The sequence below is a fragment of the Akkermansia sp. RCC_12PD genome (assembly GCF_036417355.1).
Taxonomy (GTDB): domain Bacteria; phylum Verrucomicrobiota; class Verrucomicrobiia; order Verrucomicrobiales; family Akkermansiaceae; genus Akkermansia.
Window position 1 is genome coordinate 655024 of sequence record NZ_CP143889.1, and the last position, 17909, is coordinate 672932.

Sequence of the window (17909 nt, forward strand, 5' to 3'; positions counted from 1 at the left end):
ATCTCATGAAATTCCTCCGCGGCATATCGGCAACTCTCCTTCTATTCCTGGCCGGTACGGGCTCCCTGAATGCGGAAGAAATAGGTATCGGCGTCCTGAACGGAACCGTGGCTACGGAAGCGGCGTTTCTGAATGCCCAGCCCGGAACACTGGCGCAGGAAGGGGAAACATGGAACTTCATCACTCCGACGACGGCGGCCAAAACCTCGGCAACAGGCCTGAAAACTGTTCGTGGAACAGCCACACAGGCCTCCATATCCTTCAACAATCCCGGCTACTGCTTCAGCAACGGCACGTTTGCCGCCGACAAAAACCGTGACTACCTGCTCATGGACTCCTGGGCCGGAATCCGGGGCATGGAAAATGTAGTCATCTCCCAGCTCCCCGACTCCATGGCGGAATACTGCCATGTGGAAATCTACGGGGATTGCAACACCACAGACCGCGACATGCTCTATACGGTCAACGGCATGGTGAAAACCATCCAGGACAGGGAAAACTTCTCCGGCACATTTAACGAAGGAGCCAACAAGGTCACCCTGCGGTATGTTCCGGTCGTGAACGGCGTCATCACCATCACGGGCAACGGAGCGGACTCCACCCGCTCCGCCATCAACGCCGTGCGCCTGATCTCCCCTGCTCCCGGCATCATCTCCTTCACCGCTACACCGCCTGAAATCATGGAAGGAAGCGCCGCGGGCGCGGAACTAAGCTGGAAAACCTGGAAATGCGGAGAAGTCACCTTAAGCACAAAAGACGGTGAAAACATTCCCGTCACCACGGAAAACGGCACGGGAGCGATTACGGTCAATCCTGAACAAACAACTACCTATGTACTGAACGCTCGGGGAGAGGACGGAACGGAATCTGCGGCGGAAGTAATGGTAACCATCAAGAAGCAAGAACCGGAAATCCTTATATTTGAATCGGATAAAAAGAGGATTGTCCCCGGAGCGGATGAAGAAGCCACCTTGACCTGGAGCACCGTCAAGGCACAAAATCTGGAACTGACGGCCAACGGAAAAAACATCGCCATCACCAGTGAAAACGGAGCCGGCACTCTCCGGGTCAAACCGACGGAGACGACTCTCTACACATTGACGTTGACCGCTGCCGATGGAACACAGAAAAGCAAATCACTCATCATCTCCGTTCTGTCGGAAAATACGCCCAATGTCCTTCTATTTCTGGTAGACGACATGGGCTGGCAGGATACCTCCGTTCCTTTCTATTATCAAAACGGCCAGCCCGTTAAAACGGCCCTGAACAACTTCTACAAAACCCCATCTATGGAAAGGCTGGCGGCACAGGGCCTGAAATTCACGAACGCCTATTCATGCCCCGTATGTTCCCCGGGCCGTACGTCCCTGATGACGGGAAAAAATGCCGCCCGTCACCGGGTTACCAACTGGACATCTCCGAACAGCCCTGTGCTCAATGATTCCAACCCGCATGTGCTCATGCAGGCTCCGCAATGGAACATGGGCGGGATGAGCCAGCAGGAAATTCCGTTGCCACGCGTGCTACAGGAAGCCGGCTACCGGACTATCATGGTAGGGAAAGCCCACTTCGCCCCGGCCACAGAGCGTTATGCCAACCCCATCAACCTCGGGTTTGACGTCAATATCGGCGGGAGCTCCGCCGGACAGCCCGGTTCTTACACTCCCCAGTTCGGGTCCGGCGTCTACCACGTTGCCGGTCTGGAGGAATATTACAAATATACCACGACGGAAGAGAGGAAGAGGAACTTCCTGACCAATGCCCTGACTCAGGAAATGAAGAAACAGATCAAGGCGGCCGTGGATGAACAGAAGCCCTTCTTTGCGTACATGGCCCATTATGCCGTTCACCAGCGGCACGACCAGCCGGACCCCAATGGGGACACAGAATACTACCAGGCCCTCCAGCCCGGGCGTACCGATTTTGAAGGCAATGTAAACATCAATCAGAACATAGGCAACTTCGCCACCTTGATCCAAGGCATGGACAAATCCCTGGGCGATCTTATGGATTACCTCCAGGAACTGGGCGTTGCTGACAAAACGCTGGTCATCTTTATGTCCGACAACGGCGGGGACTCTCCCATCCAGCAAGGATCCAGCCGCAATATGCCCATGGTGGAGAAGGTCAGCGCTATCGCGCCGCTCAGGGGCCGCAAAGGCAACCGCTATGAAGGGGGCACCCGGATACCGATGATCGTGGGCTGGGCGAAGGTGAACGCCTCCGCCCCCATCCAACAGGAATACCCCATTCCGCAAAATGTCGCCAATCATGACATCGTAGCCATCTGGGACATCTATCCCACCCTTTTGAGCATGCTGAAGCTTCAGGTTCCGGTGGACCAGCAGGTGGACGGGGAGGACATCAGTCCCTACTTCAAGGGGGAAGCTTCCTTCCACCGCACTCAGAAGATCTACCACCATTACCCCCACTACCATGGCTACGGCCACTTCTATTCCACCTACCGGGAGGGAGACTGGAAAGTCATTTACGACTATCTGGACCAGTACCCTAATACGGATCTCTGGACCACCTATAACGAAGGGTATAAAACGGCGGGCCGCTTTCCATGGAAACTTTTCAACTTGAAGGACGATATCAGCGAAAGCAAGGACCAGGCCCGGGATCCGGCGCAGCAAGAACGCCTGATGCGCATGGCGCGCGCCCTGATGAGGGAACTCCACGGAGCCGACGCCCAATATCCCCTCCTTAAAAGAAACGGAAAAATCATCGGTACGGCCTATATCCGCATGCCGGACCTCCCGGATGTGGATTCTGACGGGGACGGCGTACCGGATCTAATTGAAGACGCCAATGGAAACGGGCTCATCGACCCCGGGGAAACGGACCCGGACGATCCTTCGTCCGTCGTGCCCATTCAGGAATAAACACTCCGACCAACAGGACAAGAATCATGAAGCAACCACGCCATTATTCCGCCGTTCCTGCCCGCATGCGGCTTGGCAGGCTGGTCATCTGCACTGGAATGTTCCTTTCAGGGGCTCTCCTCATGGGCGACACCGTCATCAATGCCGGAGGAGGCGTCAGTAATGTAAAAAAAACGGGCAATGGAGGAGGCACGCTGGACTACGGCCAAGTCACCATTTCCGGAACGGCCGTCTATGAAAACAACACGGTCAGCGGATTTTCCCAGGGCGGTGCGGTTTACGCCGGCTCCGTCATCCAGAATGAGGCCGTTTCCTTCTCCGGCAACCGGGCGGAATCCGGCAGCGGCGGCGCGCTCTACTGCCGCGGAAACGTAAAAATTGCGGCTGGCTCCTCTTTTTCCGGCAACATGGCATCCCACAACGGAGGAGCCCTGTGCCTGGATGCCAATGACGGAGAAGTTCTCCGCACCGCAAACATTGAAAGCGGCAGTACCTTCGCGAACAACAGTGCGGGCAAACTGGGGGGAGCCATCTACGCAGCCGGTAAAGGCGCCGCCTGCCAAACGGAACTGACGCTTCACTCCGCAGACTCCTCCCGCCCCATCTCCTTCAGCGGCAACTACCGTGGAAGGGCCGTCGGAACCTCTGCGGGCGGAAGCGCCAACTCCATTACGGTCATGGGCAACGTCAGCATGGTCATGCAGGCGGAGCAGGACTGCCTGATCAGCATGGAGGACCCCATCCACTCCTTTGAGGGATACTCCTCCACCTCAAGCCTGCGGAAAACGGGGCCCGGTACCCTCGGATTCGGTGGAGGCATTTCCCGGTGCCATTTTCCGGTAAGCGTGGAAGCCGGCACGGTGAAGCTGGGCGCGACAGCCTCCCTGCAGGGGATGACGGAACTGAGCATAGCCGGAGGAACACGGCTGGGCTTCACGCTGCCCGCAGAACCGGCGGCGGATGCCAAATGGAGCGCTCAAGGGCCTGTTGCCCTGAACGGAGCGGCGGAACTCCACGTGACCCTGCCGGAAATAACGGACACAAAACAAGGCAAAACATGGAAACTCGTGGAAGGCAGTGCCCTGTCCATGACGAGCCAGCCCTCCGTCTCCTATGACCCGGCAACAGCCGCTCCGTGGCAGCAGGCGGGCAGCTTCTCCCTGCACCGGGAGGAAACAATAGGAAAAAGCGCGCTGGTCTTAAGCTGGACTCCCACTCCTTCTCCCTATGAAAAATGGAAGAATGACCATTTTACAGACGACACTCCGGAAGACCAAACCGCTCCGGAAGCCGCCCCCGCCGGGGACGGCATCACCAACCTGATGAAATACGCCACGGGGCTGCCGCCCCTTCAACCCTGCGGCACCGTCACTACGCTGACGGTCAGGAATGTGGATGGCATGCCGCACCTGGTGCTGGAATGGCCGGTGAATCCGGATGCCACAGACGTCGTCTTCAATGTGGAAAGCTCAACAGACCTGAAAAAATGGAATGATGAAGGCGTGGTAACTCCGACGGGTTCACGGGGAGAGTATCAAGACCCGGCGGCGATTGACAGCAATGCGCCGGAACGCCGCTTTCTGCGTCTGAAAGTGACGCGGGAATAAAAGGAAAAGGCAGGAAAAACTCTCTCCCCGGTCTTAAAAATCCTCTTCTCTGCGTTTTGTGAAAGCAAGCCGACCCCGAAAGGAAGTAGCTCTCCATATTCCGGCTTTTCATGGATAAACCTTATCTGGAACAAATCGAAAACATTCCCGCCTGCACCTTATATCTTCCTCTCCGGAGAAACCCTTTCCTGACCCTAAGACGCCTCTCCCCATGAATAGACGTCTTAAACATGGGAACACATCAATTCCACGGAGGATCTCCGTACTTATTCTCACCCAGCTGGCTCTCCCCATAGGACAAATACCACAGCAGCAGCCATCCCAGCGCGGGCAGCCCCAGGCACACCAGCCAAATACCGCTTCTCCCCACATCATGCAGACGGCGTACCATGGTAGCCGCCAGCGGAATGGCCAGGAGGGACAAAACCAGATAAAACAGCCCCAAAAAGACGCTTTCCATCCACGGTGCCGGATAGGAGAAAAAACCGTACTTTTCCAGGGCCGGAAGACAGGCCGCAGCCAACCACACCGACCCCAGAGTGGCATATACCTCCCGCATCTCACCCTTGCCTGCACGCCCCCGGAAACTGCACCATTCCCTGGCCACCCTGCGCCAATACTTCTGCCGTGACCAGTCGGGAGCAAGAGACCTTTCGCAGGTATCTGCCTCTCCTTCCGCCACCTCCATGTCCCCATCCTCGTCCAAGACAGTCATGGGCGGAATATAGGAAGACAAAGGCCTCCAAGCCCCGTCGGGCAACTTTCTCACCAGAGCCTGGTTGGACAACCGCCCCTGGTTCCTGGCCTGCAACAGAAGCACCAGGGCAACTGGTCCTTTGGAAGAACCGTCAATTGCCTGGTACTCGTAAAGATCGCTCATGGATTGGCTTTACTTGCCATCCGGGGAATGGCTGAATGCGGAAACGGGAATCTCCTGCTTGGGCAGATTGGGCCCTTTCCACTTCAGAGTCACTGCGGAACCGGAACCGGCCGTCCCCACATAGCCGATGCGGATGGGATGCTGGCCCGCCTTCAAATACACGGGATTGTTTTCTTCCCCCAGGTCGGAGGATACTTCCGTTCCGGGATGATACACCTTGTCCGCATCAATCAGCTCCATCCCGTGCAGGCGCACAAAAGCCTTGCTCCCCTTGTTGGCGTCCGTAGTCAGATAAAAGGTATAGGCGCCGTCTGCGGGAACATTCACGTAACCCGTCAGTTCCACGCCCCGCTTCCTGGGACCGTTCATCTTGACGGACGGGGCTTGCGTCACGCCGTGGGAGACAGCCGGAGCCTTCATCTGGCGGAAATCGGGCACCCAGGGGAATTCCCCTTCATACAGGGACCACTTCAGGCCGGGAACTCCCTTGGCTTCCACGGCAGGCACCAGAGCCGTATCAAACACCGTCTTGGAAGGATGGGATGCCCGGCGATTGGACAATGCGGCAGCCTTCATGCGAGCCTGCAGTTCCGGTTTGGACGCGGCCAGATCCTTGCTTTCCTGCGGGTCCTTCAAGGTATCGAAAATCATGAAATCCTTGTCCGCATCCTTCACCCCCATGCGCAGCCCCTTCAAACCGTCCACAAAGACGATCTGCTGCTGGCCGCGCTGGGCACCCTTGTGCTCACCCAGGAAATCCTTGTAACCGGGGGTTTTGCTTCCGTGGTTGTACTCGGTGTAAACAATGCCCGGCTTCTGCTTGTCCGCGTGCCCTGTCAGCGTCGGCATCAGGGAAACACCGTCGCTGCGGGCCGGAACAGGCACGCCGGCGGCATCCGCCAGGGTAGCCAGCCAGTCATGGAATTGACCGGGCTGAAGACTGACCTGACCCTTGGGAATGCGGGCAGGCCAGCGTACCAGCGTGGGAACACGCATGCCGCCTTCCCAGCAATCCCGCTTGATCCCGTCCATCATCCCGTAACTCTTGAAAAACTGCGGATTCTGCGCTCCGTGCTGATGCTTCATATCGGCGCCGCCTTCATTGTGGGGGCCATTGTCGGACGTGAAAACAATCATCGTATTGTTGTCTATCTTCAAATCCTTCAGCAAATGAATCAAATCCGCCACTACATCATCCACTCGGCGGATCATGGTGGAATGACGCTTGGCCACCTCATTCGGAAAACGGGAATTGTCCGGATAAATATAAGTATCCTTGTCCTTCTCCGCCTTGGGGCCAAAAGCCGTATTGGCGGATTCCGTGCCGTTCTTCTTTACCCATTGCAGGCCGCCTTTCACACCGCCGCCGGAAGGATAGGGCGTACCGGGAACCGTCAGGCTCCCGTGGGGAGCCGGAAAAGCCAGATACAGGAAAAACGGCTTGCCGGTCTTGCGGGCGGACTTGCGCTGGTCCATGATCCACTGCTTGGCACGGGCGCCAAACAAATCCGTGGAATAGGCGGTCAGGGGAACCTGCTCCTTGATATTCTTCCATTCCGGATTCGGGGCGTAACCGTTGTATTCAAAAAGATCGCGGGATTCGGAAGGATAGTGGAAATGTCCGGCCAAATGGTCCAGAATGCCGTAAAAATAATTGAATCCGCGCTGGTGGGGGCCGCCCGTCACCGGGCCATGGCTCTGCCCGCCCCCGCCTACGCCCCATTTGCCGATGGCGGCGGTATCATATCCGGCTTCCTTCAAGACGGAACCCAGCGTATGGGAATCTTCAATGGGATGGTCAAACCGGTTGTTCCTCACCACACGGGAAGTTCCCTGGTGCACGCCCAGCAGCAGGGAGGCGCGTGCCGGAGCACACACGGGCGCGGCGGAATAATGGCGGCGCAGCTGAATCCCTTCACGGGCCATGGCTGACAAGGCCGGAGTTTTAAACTCGTTCTTCCTGCCCACCGTGCGTCCATTCAAATTCTCCTGGCTCCAGTTGGAATCCAGATCGCCCCACCCCATGTCATCCACCAGAATGAAAATGATATTGGGCCGCGCAGTTTTTCCCGGTTTGGCGGAAGGGTTCACGGCGTTTCCAGGAACGGCCATGCAGGGAATGGCGGCAGTTAGCAAAACGGTCAGGAAAGGCAGCAATTTCATCTTGAAAATGGAAATGTGATTAACATGTAAACGTTGCAGGGACGATCAATCTTACAGAAAACCTGACTCCCCTCAAGCAAATTAAACAGCGCCGCCGAATTGACCATGGAGCCACACGAATTATTGTGGAGAGTGTCATGAAACCTCCTCCCTGTTCTCATTGGCATTCTCCTCCTCCGTTCAGCCCTTCTTTATCACATACAAGAGGAATCCCTGAAATCCTGGACAATACGGTACTCCGAAAGCATGTTTGCATGTGAAAGCGTCAAAGAATACTTGAAGAACCATTTTATCCTGCTGATTCAGGACAGCCCCCGATATATTCGGAAAAACAATTGTTTTCTTTCACCCCCTTGAGGAAGAGGAGAACCGGCGGACGGAAAGACCAGTACCGGCTGCGGTACCGCAAAAGATCACCCCGTACCGATCGTTCCGGTGCGCCGCAGCCCACCCTCCGCCCCGTCAGGGCTTCTCTTCCGGTCCATCGGAAAGAAATTGGCGGGCAGAAGGAATAAATGGATATTTTCTTCATTTGGAGAACATTGCGTAGAAAAAAAAGAAGAAAAAATCATGTTTGTGCACGGCCCAGCGGCGGATTGCAAATCCGCGCTTACTCTCCTCTTTTTTTATATGACCGGATAACTGATTCATAGTCAGCAGGAAACACATTTCAGCGAAAGACCAGAGCAAACGTAGTTTTCTAAAAAAGAATAACTTGAGGTCAATTAAGGATTTGTTCTCCAATATTCGGCATTGTTTGCGGATTTGCAATCCGGTAAAGAACCCATATCGCTGTCCGTACAGCCTTTCCAACCCTCACATATTATACTGCATGAAGATTAAATCTATATCCGCCCTGCTTGCCGTCCTGGGATGTTCCGTCTCCCTGGGGGCAACCACCACCATTACGGATTTCTCCGGCCTTCTCGGCGGAACCCGCCAGGACGGTATTTCCCTGAGCGGAACAAATGCCACCGCAACAGGTACCGGAGGCCTTTCCCTGAACAACGGTTCCCTGGACTTTACCATGACCGGAGCAACGAATCGCCCGAATGTTAATGCAGGCCAGTCTTTCAGCGTAGCCCTGACCTTCGATCTCTCCACTCTTGATTCTGCAACAGGCTCCACGCTGTTTTCCGCCCAATTTGGAACTGGCGCTGACGCCTTCGCCGGCCTTTTCGGAGCCCAGTACAAGGACGGGGGAGTTCATTTCGGCTATTGGGGTACCAGCCAAACCAACGGGAAATACGGGACAACAGATCCCACCATCTCCGTAACGGGAAATACGGGCAATCTGTCTGTTGTATGGACAAAAACCTCTGATAACAATGTCAATCTGGATGTCTACCTGGACAGTGGTAAAATTGGAAGCATCACATCCAATGGCGGAGGAATCAACTTCAGCAGACAATTGGAACATCTTTTCGTAGGAGGCAAAGGAACAACCAACAGCGGAAGCATCACCAACAGCTTCACTACCTCCAGCGACCTGACCCTCGAAGGCATGCAAATCGTGACGGGCGGAGTCATGGATGAAGAAGCCTTCAAGAATTACTATAACCAGCTGGTCCCTGAACCGGCCACGGCATCCCTTAGCCTGCTGGGCTTGAGCGTGCTGATGCTGCGCCGCCGCAGATCCTGACCGGAATTCATCCCTGACAACCTTTCACGGCCATCCGGCCCGACCCGGATGGCCGTTCTTTACCTGAAATTCAAATACCCGTTTCATTCTCTTCTCCATTTCCATGAAAACCAGGCTTCCCCTTTCCCTGCTCGCCGCGCTGCTGGCGGTCGCCGCCCCCTCAACCACCATCGCCTCGGGAACGGATTTGGGCAATGTCATGTTCGTGGGGGATTCCATCACCCACGGCGTCAATAGCGGGTCCTACCGCTGGGCCTTGCACAAGATCTTTGCGGACAATGGCATTTCCTGCAACGCGGAAGGCGTGAACACCGGCAACAACTCCGGCGGCGTCACGGCTGGAACTTCCTATGGGGGTCAGGTTTTCAACAACAAGCACTCCTCCCAGTCCAGCGCCAGGGCATGGGAAATTTCAGGACAAAGATACGGAGGCCGCTTTAACGGCTCCAACATCGACAACTGGCTGGGCCATTCCGGCACCAAGACAAACGGAGCCGCCTATACGGGGCCGACTTTTACCGGAGCCGACACGCCGGACACTTTTTTCCTGATGATCGGCACCAATGACCTTTTGTCCGACGGGAACAACGCAACCCTGGGCGACCGCATCGAGAACGCCACGAACGCATTGCTGGGCAACATGGATTCCATCGTGAACAGCATGCTCACTGCCAACAGAAGTGCGAACGTCATCGTGATGACTCTTCCCTGCTGGACGACACACGGCAATGCCAACTCCGACGCCACCCACGCGGCCGTGAACACCTATAATGATTCCCTGAAATCCTGGGGACAGAACAAGCAGGGAGTCTCCGTCATCGACGTCAACAAGGGGATGATCGACGTGGCTTCCAAAACCCCGTTCTACGGCGTCGGCTCCATGTTCAACGCCCCCGGAAAAGACGGCCTGCACCCCAACGCGCAGGGAGACCTCATCATGGCGGGCAACATCGCCAAGGCCATGGGCTACGCAGGGCGTTCCGCGGGACAACAGAGAAAAGCCGTCTCCGATCTGGCCGTCAATTTCCACCAGGGAGGCCAGGCCCCCGCATGGACCGGGGTGCAGGATCTGACGGATGTCGGCTTTGCCGTGTCCAACGTCACGGTGTCTTCCGCCGGCATCAGCCTGGGACAGCCCGGTAGCAGCATGATCAGCCATACATGGACGGAAGGGACCGACCTGTCCGGCGGATTCACCTTTGACTTCACGCTGAGCCTGGGAGACGGAGCGGCCAGCGGCTGGAACGTCTCCGACCAGTTCAGCGTCAGCCTGGGCAACGGCTCCTTTTACGGAACGCTCAATATTTGCGAGGCCTACATCAAATGGGGGGACACCATCCTGTATTCCATGGACATGTCCGCCAACACGGACAGCCTGCGCATGGCCTATGTGAACGGCAATGAACAGGAAGGCCTGAAGGGAGGCTATTACATCTGGCTTGGGGACATGCTGATCGGGGAGGCCCTTTCCGTCACCTCCGGTTCCGGCCTCAACGGCGTCATCATTCAGTATGACGGCAGCGGAAACGCCATTCTGAAAGATATGGCCCTGGACGGGACCGGCTCCTACGCCCCCACCACCTCCGGTCTGGTCAACAAGGACAACGCGTTCATCTCCTCCGGTTCCGGCAACGCGGCCAGCCCGCCTCAAGGAAACATCGTCTGGCCGGAAAAAGGCTTCACCCACGTCAAGGACGGCCTGGCCTGCTCCGGGGGCTTCAACGCGCGCTCCATGGCGGATTCTTCCACCGGGAAGGCGGGAAACTCCGTCTCCGCAACCATCACTTCCGGCAGCGCCTCCTATATTTTCGCGAATAAAGGCAATTACACGGGCGACGTCTGGCTAACCATCTCCGGAGAAGGGGAGGCCTCATCCTGGTACGGAGCCCACGGCGCCGAATACGGGCAGAACGGAGGCACGCTCGACGGCAGCGCCTATCTGCGCTTCACGGGTTCAGCCAAGGGAGGAAGCACCGTCTTCGGCGCCGTGAATTCCACCCGGGTGGCCGGAAACGTTTATCTGGAATTCTCCGCGGAAAAGGCATTCTTCGGCACCTTCACAACCACCAACGCTTCTTCCGTGGCAGGTTCCTACGGCTCCGACATTGGGGGAAATGTGGACATCGTGATCAATTCAGGCACGTTTTCCAGCCAGGTCATGGGCGGCATTTTCTCCGGAAACGATAAAACCATCGGCGGGGGCGTGCACGTCTACGTCAACGGCGGCAGCGTGAACGGGGACGTAATGGGCGGCGGCCTGACCGGAACCATTGACGGCGGCACGAACGCCACGGTTACGGGCGGCGACATCTCCGGCTCCGTGTACGGGGCGGGTAAAGGGGGCAGCATCATGCAGGGAAGTTCCGTGAACGTGACGGGCGGCCTCATCAGGGGGAACGTTTACGCGGGAGGGACCAGCGGCGCCGTACGGGGCAATACGTCCGTCACCGTGACGGGCAACTCCGCCGTGCTTCACAACGGTTCTTCCTGGGGCTCCATCTCCGGGGGAGGCTCCGGAGGCACCGTCGGCGGGAATTCCGAGGTCCGCATCAAAGACCTCGCTTCCGGCACGGCGGCCTACGGCTTTGACAAATACGCGGGAGCCATCAGCGGCGGCACGAACGTCAGCGGCAACCGGACCCTGGTTCTGGACCACGTAACCGTGAACAGCTTCCAGGCCTCCCTGAGTGATTTTACCCACGTCTCCGTGGTCAACCGCACCAATACCGCGCTGGATTCCCTGGGCGGTGCCCTCACCCTGACCATTGAATCCGGAAGCGCCCTGACGCTGGCCGGAGCTTCGGACCTGACATCCCTGGTGCTGGGGGAAAACGCGGCCTTGACGCTTCAGGCGCTTACTGCGGGCTCCGTCATCGTGGACATCACCGGAACAAGCAGCTACACGCTTTCCCTGACGGAAATTCCCGCCAACCTGGCCAATATCAAATTCCTGAGCAACGGCGTCCTCTATGACGCGCAGATGACGACGGACCCCCAGGCCAACACCGCCATGATCTTCGCCCAGGTTCCGGAACCGGGAACCGCAACCCTCAGCCTGCTGGGACTGGCTGCCCTGCTGTGGAGAAGGAGCAGAACAATTCCCCATTGACGGCCCTTTGTTTTCTTCAGGCTTCAATGGGAACTGAAGGGGCTGTCCCGCCAGACGCGGAACAGCCCCGATTTTTTTCAGATACGGCGTCAGGCAACAAGACAGCCGGGCTTCATGACCATGCGATTCAAACGGCAGCATTCCGTGCCGGAAAAACGGATGATTTAACCGCCACGAAGGCGGCCCATGGCGATCGTGAAGGGGGGAAAACACTCTTCCTTGCAGAAAGGGAACAGGCGTCAGAACCTCTTCTTCCTGTCATCCCTGCGGGGCCGGTCGCCCCAGCGCTCTCCCCGGTCACTGCGGAACCCGCCGCGGGGTCCTCTGAAGCCCCCGCGGTCATTGCGGTCCCGGTCACCACGGTAGCCACCGCGGAACCCGCCGTTTCTGCGCGGGGGACGCGGACCATCGGAATATTCCGGCGTGCCCTTGTCCTCGCGAACATTGACCTCATAGCCGCAAATCGTAGCGTTCGCCAGAGCGTTCAGAAGCTGGGGAGCCACGGAGGCGTCCACTTCAATCAGGGAATGCTTGGCAAAAATTCGTATATCGCCCACGGCGCCTTTCTCCATCTCCACCGTATTGTAAAACAGCCCGGCAATATCCTTGGGCCGCAGGCCAATCATACGGCCGCCATTCATGAACAGCGTAACCGTATCATCCTTGTTCATCCAGGAATCCCCTTTCTGTGGGCTTTCCCCATCCTCTCCGGACTGCTGCGTATGGCGCGGCCGGCGAGCGGGCTTATCTTCCGGAATAGGCTGCACTTCCCGGTGGGTACGCTCCCTGAGCAAATCAAACAAGGCCGCCGCCAGGGATTCCGGGGCCGCTTCCACATCCTTCAATTCTTCCGGGAGAATAGCATCCGGTTTCAGGCGTTCCAGAATATCATCCACCAGGGATTCCGTCCGCAGCTGGTCCACCTGGACGGCGGTCATCACCGGTTCTGGAGTCAGCTTGACGCCTATGAACCGTTCAATCCGGCTCATCAGCGAAAAATCGCGGCGCCCTACAAACGTAATGGCTTTTCCCTTGCGCCCGGCGCGCGCAGTGCGGCCGATGCGGTGCACGTAATCCTCAGGATCGCGCGGCAATTCAAAATTCACCACGGCATCCACATCGTCCACGTCCAGGCCCCGGGCGGCAATATCCGTAGCCACCAGCAGGCGGAGGCTCCCCTTGCGGAAAGAGTCCATCACACGCTCCCGCATGATCTGGGGCATGTCACCGTGAAGACGGTCAACGGCATACCCCCGGGCCGTCAGGCCGTCCACGATGTCATCCACCACTTTCTTGGTATTGGCGAACACCAGCCCCATCTTGATCTTTCCCGTATCCAGCAGGCGGCTGAGCACCTCAATCCTGGAAGAAAACACCACCTCGTAATAAAGCTGCTCGATCGTGGGTACCGTCAGCGTAGGCCGTTCAATCGTAATCTGAACGGGATCCTTCATAAAACGGCTCACCAGCCGGTTGATCTCCGGAGACATGGTGGCGGAGAAAAACAGGGTCTGCTTCGTTTCCGGCATGGCCTCCGCAATGCGCTCAATATCCTCCAGGAATCCCATGTCCAGCATCTCGTCCGCTTCATCCAGGATCAGCATGCGGAGATGGTCCAGACGCAGGGCGCCGGACTCCATCAGGTCCATCACGCGGCCCGGGGTGCCTACCACGAACTGCACGCCGCGGCGCAGGGCGTCCAACTGGGGGCGGAAGGAAGAGCCGCCGTAAATGGGTACCGCGGAAACGCCGTCCATGAACAGGGCCAGCTTGTCCACCTCCCGGCAAATCTGCACGGCCAGTTCCCGCGTGGGGCACAGGGCCAGCACCTGGACGGCGCGTTCATCCGGATCAATGCATTCCAACGCCGGAATGGCAAACGCAAGCGTCTTGCCGGAACCCGTATGGGAAAGTCCCACGATATCAGACCCTCCTATGGCTGCGGGAATGGCTTGCTCCTGAATGGCGGACGGCGTGTCGAAGCCGAGAACCTCGATGGCCTCCAGAACTTCCGGTGAAATACCAAGCGTCGAAAATGAAGATGTCTGAGTCATGGGGAAAAAGGCTCTTTCAGGGCCACGGGAGAAGCTGAACGTTATTACCCGCCGTGTCCAGACAAAAGAACGAAACATACAGCCACATGCCACGATTTCCGCAGAGCGCCATTCTCCCGGAAAAAGGCCGCTTCTGCCTCTTCTGGTCTTTACGTTCGCACACGGGCTTGCAACTTGCGGGGAAACCTGTACGTATGTTACGAACTTATATCGCTCAATTCATGGATAAAACGCAATCCGGCTCCCGTTCCTCCCTTCTCGGCATCTTCATCAATATCCTTCTTCCGGTGTTGATCCTGGACTACTGCAGCGCAGGCCCCGCCAACCCCCTCGAACGGGCCGCCGGAGAAAGCTTCTGGCATATCGGCCCGGTCTGGGCTCTCGTAATTGCTCTGTCTCTTCCGTTAGTGTACGGAATCCGTTCCCTGGTCGTCACCAAAAAATTCGACCTCATGTCCGGCGTGGGCATGGCCGGCGTGCTTCTCACCGGCATCATCAGCATCTTCGTCATCGGGCCGGGAGGCCGCATCCACGGCGCCACTCCCTGGCTCTTTGCCGGCAAGGAAGCGCTGATCCCCCTCATTTTGGCGGCGGCCGTCATCGTCTCCCGCTCCACAAGCGTCCCCCTGCTCAACATGTTCATTTACACACCGGAGCTGTTCGACGTCCCCAGAATAGAACAGGCAGTGGCGTCCAGCGGCAGGGAACGGGACTATCAGCGCCTGCTGGCCGGCTCCTCCTGGATTCTGGCGGGAACGCTCGTGGCGTCCTCCATAGGCAATTTCTTCCTGAGTCTCTCCTTCATGTCCTCCGTCATGCGCCTGCCCGCAGAAGAACAGCAGGTGGCCTACAACGTAGCCATCGGCAGCATTACCTGGTGGGGTTTCCTGATCATCGGGGTGCCCATCCTGGTCGCCCTCGTCTTGATCATGATACGCCTCATCAAACGGCTCGGACAGTTGACCGGTCTCACACGGGACGAACTTCTTCTTAAATAACTCCAAACCATGCACATCCATACTCCATGCATCCTGGCTGCCGTCATTGCTCTGAATGCGGCGTGGGCAGCCGCTCCGCAATTCGACCGCATCTACGGTTCCCACATGGTTATTCCCCATGGAAAAAACGTGCCCGTCTCCGGCACGGCTGATCCCAACAAGGAAGTAACCGTCACCTTCGGCAGCGTCACCCTGAAAACAAAAGCTGATCCCCAGGGAAAATGGAGCGTCACACTGCCTCCCATGCAGCCTAATGCCACGGGCCGGACCCTGACAGCCTCCCAAAACGGAGACTCCTCTCAACTGGACGACCTGCTAGTGGGCGAAGTGTGGCTGGCTTCCGGGCAATCCAACATGCTGTTTCGCCTGAACCAGACCTCCACGGCCAAAGAAGACATAGCCGCCTCCGGCGACGAACAGCTCCGGCTGCTCAACAACGTTCCCCAGGCCCATACGAATAACGCCCCCTATTCCGACAAAGACTTTAATGCCGTCACCACGGACAAGTTCTACCAAGGAAAATGGGTCGTCAGCTCGCCCTCCACCTCCGGTCCGATGGCGGCCGTCGGCTACTACTTCGGCAAAAAACTCCGCGAGGGCCTGAGCATCCCGGTAGGCATCATCCACTCATCCCTGGGCGGCTCGGAAATAGCGGCGTGGATTCCCCAGCAGGTTATCAACACCAACAGCAGCTTCCGCACCCTGCGCGGCAACAACTGGCTGGATTCCCCTCTCATCTCCGGCTGGGTGAAGGGACGCGCCAGAAAGAACATCTCCCCGCGGCTCAACCAGGGTTCCCCGAACCACCCCTACAAGCCAGCGTTCCTGTATGAATCCGGCATCGCGTGGACAACGGCCCTCCCCATCACGGGTGTCCTCTGGTATCAGGGGGAATCCGATGCGGAGATCATTGACAACGAACAAAACGGCAAGCTGCTGAAAACCATGATCTCTTCCTGGAGAAAGGCCTTCCGGAATCCGGACATGCCGTTTGTGATGATTCAGCTCCCCCGCATCAACGATCCGTCAAAAACCCGGGCCGGATGGCCCGAATTCCGTGAAATGCAGGATGCGGTAGCCAAAACCGTCCCGCACGTCTATAGCGTCAATACCATTGACCTGGGATCCACCAACGCAGACGTGCATCCCCCGTTCAAGCGTCCCGTAGGGGAACGCGCGGGCAACACGGCTCTGAACAAGATCTACGGCAAAAAGGTTCCCTGTGAAGGCCCCGCCCTCAGGACCTTCAAGCCCTCTGGCTCCAGCATCCTGATCCAAATGGAACATGCCGCCGGACTGACCACGACGGACGGCAGGGAACCGGCCCAGTTTGAAATTGCCGGAGCGGACGGCGTCTACCATCCCGCCTCGGCGGAAATCACGAACAGGAAAGGCCATACCGCCGTCATCCGCCTCACCTCCCCGGAAGTCAAATCCCCAAAGCATGCCCGGTACTGCTGGAATCGTTTTGTAACGCCCAACCTGGTCAACGGCGACCAGCTCCCCGCCCGCCCTTTCCGGACGGATACACCTTCCTCTAAAAAATAACCCGCCTTACTCCTTCACACCATGAACCTTCATCTTCTCTTCGCCTCCCTCGCAGCAACCCTTTCCCTGGGATTCGCGGTGCAGGCCGCCCCCACCAAAATAGCCTGTGTAGGGGACAGCATCACCTTCGGTTCCGGCCTCAAGCCGGGAGATGCCCGCTATCCCGAGGTGCTCGCCACCCTGATGGGGCCGGGCTATGACGTCAAAGGATTCGGCAATCCGGGAAAAACGGCGGGAGACTACCCGGGGCAGGCAGGCCGCTGGTTCGGAAGCACCCCCCAGCACAAGCAGGCCCTGGACTTCAAGGCTGACATTTATATCAGCAACCTGGGCATCAACGATACGGGCCGCTGGTGGAACTCCGGCCTGTTCGTCAAGGGCTATGAGGACCTGTTCAAAGCTTGGAAATCCGCCAGCCCGAAAGCTAAATTCTTTGCCTGGGGCATGCTGGGACCTGACTACCGCGGACCTCTCGGCAAAAAAGCCTTTCCCGGCAACTGCTATCCGGACGTACGCAAATACGCATTATCGGACAACGGTTCCGCCGCCAACCGGCCGGAAGCGGAAAAACTGATCGCCTCCGTGGCACGCAAACACAAAATCGCCCTCTTTGATGCCCTCACTCCCCTTTCCGGCCATCCGGAATGGTATGTGGACGGTCTGCACCCCACGGCGGAAGGCGCCAGGCGCATTGCGGAAATCACCTTCGCCAAGCTAATGAAAAGCATGAAAATCAAACAGCCGGTTCCCCAGTTGGAAGAAGGTGCGGACAGTCTCATCATCAACAACAAGGGAGACTCCGGCATCCTGCTGGACGGATGGAGGCTCACGGATGGAGCCGGCACGCTTGTCTTTGAAAACGCCACGGTCGTTCATCCCGGAGACAGGATCATCATCAGCATTGGAACGGAAACGCAGACGGACCCGACCAAGCCCCTGACAATCAAATCCTCCAAATCCCCTTCCGTATTTAGATTGCTGCCGCCAAAAAAATAACGTCTTTCATCCTCTTTTTCCAAG

General features: G+C 57.5%; 10 protein-coding genes. 7 read left to right on the top strand and 3 right to left on the bottom strand.

Annotation, left to right across the window (positions count from 1 at the left end; genetic code table 11):
• Positions 1-5 precede the first annotated feature (5 nt).
• Positions 6-2888 carry a sulfatase-like hydrolase/transferase gene (locus V3C20_RS02725; protein ID WP_161981307.1) on the top strand — a complete coding sequence of 961 codons (2883 nt, stop codon included), beginning with the start codon at positions 6-8 and terminating at the stop codon, positions 2886-2888.
• A gap of 26 nt (positions 2889-2914) precedes the next feature.
• Positions 2915-4495 (top strand): hypothetical protein, encoded by a 1581-nt coding sequence (locus V3C20_RS02730; RefSeq protein WP_130083964.1) that lies wholly within the window; start codon positions 2915-2917, stop codon positions 4493-4495.
• A 241-nt stretch (positions 4496-4736) separates the two neighbouring features.
• Here the strand turns inward: V3C20_RS02730 and V3C20_RS02735 are convergent, their stop codons facing one another.
• Positions 4737-5375, bottom strand: coding sequence for a DUF805 domain-containing protein (locus tag V3C20_RS02735; RefSeq protein WP_130083965.1), 639 nt, complete (start codon positions 5373-5375; stop codon positions 4737-4739).
• Between the two features lie 9 nt (positions 5376-5384).
• Positions 5385-7538, bottom strand: a complete 2154-nt coding sequence (locus V3C20_RS02740; RefSeq protein WP_130083966.1) for a sulfatase-like hydrolase/transferase — start codon at positions 7536-7538, stop codon at positions 5385-5387.
• A gap of 832 nt (positions 7539-8370) precedes the next feature.
• Here V3C20_RS02740 and V3C20_RS02745 point away from each other — a divergent pair.
• Together V3C20_RS02745 and V3C20_RS02750 are read left to right on the top strand one after the other, a co-directional pair.
• The gene (locus V3C20_RS02745; RefSeq protein WP_130083967.1) at positions 8371-9180 is read left to right on the top strand and encodes a PEP-CTERM sorting domain-containing protein; all 810 of its coding nucleotides are present in this window, start codon (positions 8371-8373) and stop codon (positions 9178-9180) included.
• 103 nt (positions 9181-9283) lie between these two features.
• Complete coding sequence (locus V3C20_RS02750; protein WP_130083968.1) at positions 9284-12289, top strand: GDSL-type esterase/lipase family protein; 3006 nt, start codon at positions 9284-9286, stop codon at positions 12287-12289.
• 239 nt (positions 12290-12528) lie between these two features.
• Here the strand turns inward: V3C20_RS02750 and V3C20_RS02755 are convergent, their stop codons facing one another.
• Entirely contained in the window at positions 12529-14343 is a 1815-nt protein-coding gene (locus V3C20_RS02755; protein ID WP_161981308.1) for a DEAD/DEAH box helicase, read from the bottom strand.
• A gap of 221 nt (positions 14344-14564) precedes the next feature.
• Between V3C20_RS02755 and V3C20_RS02760 the strand changes: the two genes are divergently transcribed.
• From V3C20_RS02760 to V3C20_RS02770, 3 genes are read left to right on the top strand one after another with little or no spacing between them, the layout of a single operon-like run.
• Complete coding sequence (locus tag V3C20_RS02760) at positions 14565-15341, top strand: VC0807 family protein (protein ID WP_130083970.1); 777 nt, start codon at positions 14565-14567, stop codon at positions 15339-15341.
• A 9-nt stretch (positions 15342-15350) separates the two neighbouring features.
• A complete protein-coding gene (locus V3C20_RS02765) occupies positions 15351-16889 on the top strand; it encodes a sialate O-acetylesterase (protein ID WP_130083971.1) in 1539 nt (512 codons plus the stop codon).
• 21 nt (positions 16890-16910) lie between these two features.
• Positions 16911-17885, top strand: coding sequence for a GDSL-type esterase/lipase family protein (locus tag V3C20_RS02770; RefSeq protein WP_130083972.1), 975 nt, complete (start codon positions 16911-16913; stop codon positions 17883-17885).
• The last annotated feature ends 24 nt before the right edge of the window (positions 17886-17909 follow it).

Excerpts from the sequence above, each read along its gene's own strand:
- V3C20_RS02725 (WP_161981307.1), top strand. The coding sequence starts at position 6 with ATGAAATTCCTCCGCGGCATATCGGCAACTCTCCTTCTATTCCTGGCC.
- V3C20_RS02740 (WP_130083966.1), bottom strand. The coding sequence starts at position 7,538 with ATGAAATTGCTGCCTTTCCTGACCGTTTTGCTAACTGCCGCCATTCCC.
- V3C20_RS02735 (WP_130083965.1), bottom strand. The coding sequence starts at position 5,375 with ATGAGCGATCTTTACGAGTACCAGGCAATTGACGGTTCTTCCAAAGGA.
- V3C20_RS02760 (WP_130083970.1), top strand. The coding sequence starts at position 14,565 with ATGGATAAAACGCAATCCGGCTCCCGTTCCTCCCTTCTCGGCATCTTC.
- V3C20_RS02730 (WP_130083964.1), top strand. The coding sequence starts at position 2,915 with ATGAAGCAACCACGCCATTATTCCGCCGTTCCTGCCCGCATGCGGCTT.
- V3C20_RS02745 (WP_130083967.1), top strand. The coding sequence starts at position 8,371 with ATGAAGATTAAATCTATATCCGCCCTGCTTGCCGTCCTGGGATGTTCC.
- V3C20_RS02770 (WP_130083972.1), top strand. The coding sequence starts at position 16,911 with ATGAACCTTCATCTTCTCTTCGCCTCCCTCGCAGCAACCCTTTCCCTG.
- V3C20_RS02765 (WP_130083971.1), top strand. The coding sequence starts at position 15,351 with ATGCACATCCATACTCCATGCATCCTGGCTGCCGTCATTGCTCTGAAT.
- V3C20_RS02755 (WP_161981308.1), bottom strand. The coding sequence starts at position 14,343 with ATGACTCAGACATCTTCATTTTCGACGCTTGGTATTTCACCGGAAGTT.
- V3C20_RS02750 (WP_130083968.1), top strand. The coding sequence starts at position 9,284 with ATGAAAACCAGGCTTCCCCTTTCCCTGCTCGCCGCGCTGCTGGCGGTC.